This is a genomic window from Candidatus Cloacimonadota bacterium (assembly GCA_034661015.1).
GTDB lineage: Bacteria > Cloacimonadota > Cloacimonadia > JGIOTU-2 > JGIOTU-2 > JAYEKN01.
This window is the reverse complement of the sequence record JAYEKN010000250.1, coordinates 1-1,158: the sequence shown is the minus strand read 5'-3', so window position 1 is coordinate 1,158 and position 1,158 is coordinate 1. Positions and strand designations below refer to the sequence as shown.

General features: G+C 33.0%; 2 protein-coding genes. Both read left to right on the top strand.

The annotated features are described in order from the left end of the window. Window positions 1-317 precede the first annotated feature (317 nt). Window positions 318-746: an ATP-binding protein gene (locus tag U9P79_09135; protein ID MEA2104784.1), complete on the top strand. Its 429-nt coding sequence runs from the start codon at window positions 318-320 to the stop codon at window positions 744-746. Between the two features lie 34 nt (window positions 747-780). Continuing rightward, a complete protein-coding gene (locus tag U9P79_09130; protein ID MEA2104783.1) occupies window positions 781-1,116 on the top strand; it encodes an STAS domain-containing protein in 336 nt (111 codons plus the stop codon). The last annotated feature ends 42 nt before the right edge of the window (window positions 1,117-1,158 follow it).

Sequence of the window (1,158 nt, the reverse complement as noted above, 5' to 3'; positions counted from 1 at the left end):
AAAAAATTCACTCAGGACGCCGAGCAATCGGATGACATAACAATGCTGGTATTCAAATATTTTCAAGATAATTAGAGTCTGTCCGTAAAGTATAGATTGGACGCAGATGAACGCTGAAAAAAAATGATTTACGCAGATAAAAAATTTAATTACAAAAAGATTAGTATCAGCGTTTATCTACCGAATCAGTGTTTTTCTGCGTCGAATCATTTTGCCTAGAGAAAAATCATGGTTATTATCAAATTTTTCCACATTATCAGCGGAGAAATAAAAAACGTATTTTTGGGTTGTAGATTTCGTGGTGAAAAATATTTAATATGGAAAACAATTTAGTAATTAAAATGAAGAATGACCTTGCGGAAATTTCCCGCTCAAATGTGCTGATCGAAGAATTTTGCGAAGAAAATAAATTGAGCAACAAATTTATCTTCACTCTAAACCTCACGCTGGATGAACTTGTAACAAATATTATTTCTTATGGCTTTGAGGATGACGAAGAGCATGAAATTCTGATATCAATAACTTTTAGCAATGAGAAGCAAGAATTAACAATGCAAATCGAAGATGAAGGTGTTTACTTTAATCCGCTGAATATTTCAAAACCCAATCATATTGATAAACCAATGGAGAAAAAACCCATCGGAGGATTGGGCATCCACCTCGTAAAAAAATTCGTTGACAATGTTCATTATGAGCGCCGTGGAAATAGAAACATTTTAACATTGACAAAAAAAACAAACAATTAGAAATTTCATAAAAAAAATATTTCGGAGGAAATAAATGGAAATCAAACAAGAAAAAAAAGGAAATGTTCTTATACTGAACATAATCGGAAGATTGGACTCAAATACGGCGAGCCAAATGGAAAATGAGTTGATGCCCTTGATTGATAAAGGAGATGATAATATTCTCGTAGATTTTTCTAATCTTGATTATATTAGTAGTGCCGGTCTGCGTACGCTTTTGCTCGCAGCAAAAAAAATGGATAAAAAAGATAAAAAAATCATTCTCTGCTCTATGAAAGAATTTATTCACGAGGTTTTTGAAATTTCCGGTTTCACCTCGATTTTTACTATTGCAGAAAATGAAGATGAAGCTATGAAGGAATTTGAATAGAAAACTTTCTTGCCGGGTGGTGAGTTAGCCACGAATTGGCAC

What these genes read in the sequence shown, in the direction of transcription:
- U9P79_09135 (MEA2104784.1), top strand. Translation starts at nt 318, where the DNA reads ATGGAAAACAATTTAGTAATTAAAATGAAGAATGACCTTGCGGAAATT.
- U9P79_09130 (MEA2104783.1), top strand. Translation starts at nt 781, where the DNA reads ATGGAAATCAAACAAGAAAAAAAAGGAAATGTTCTTATACTGAACATA.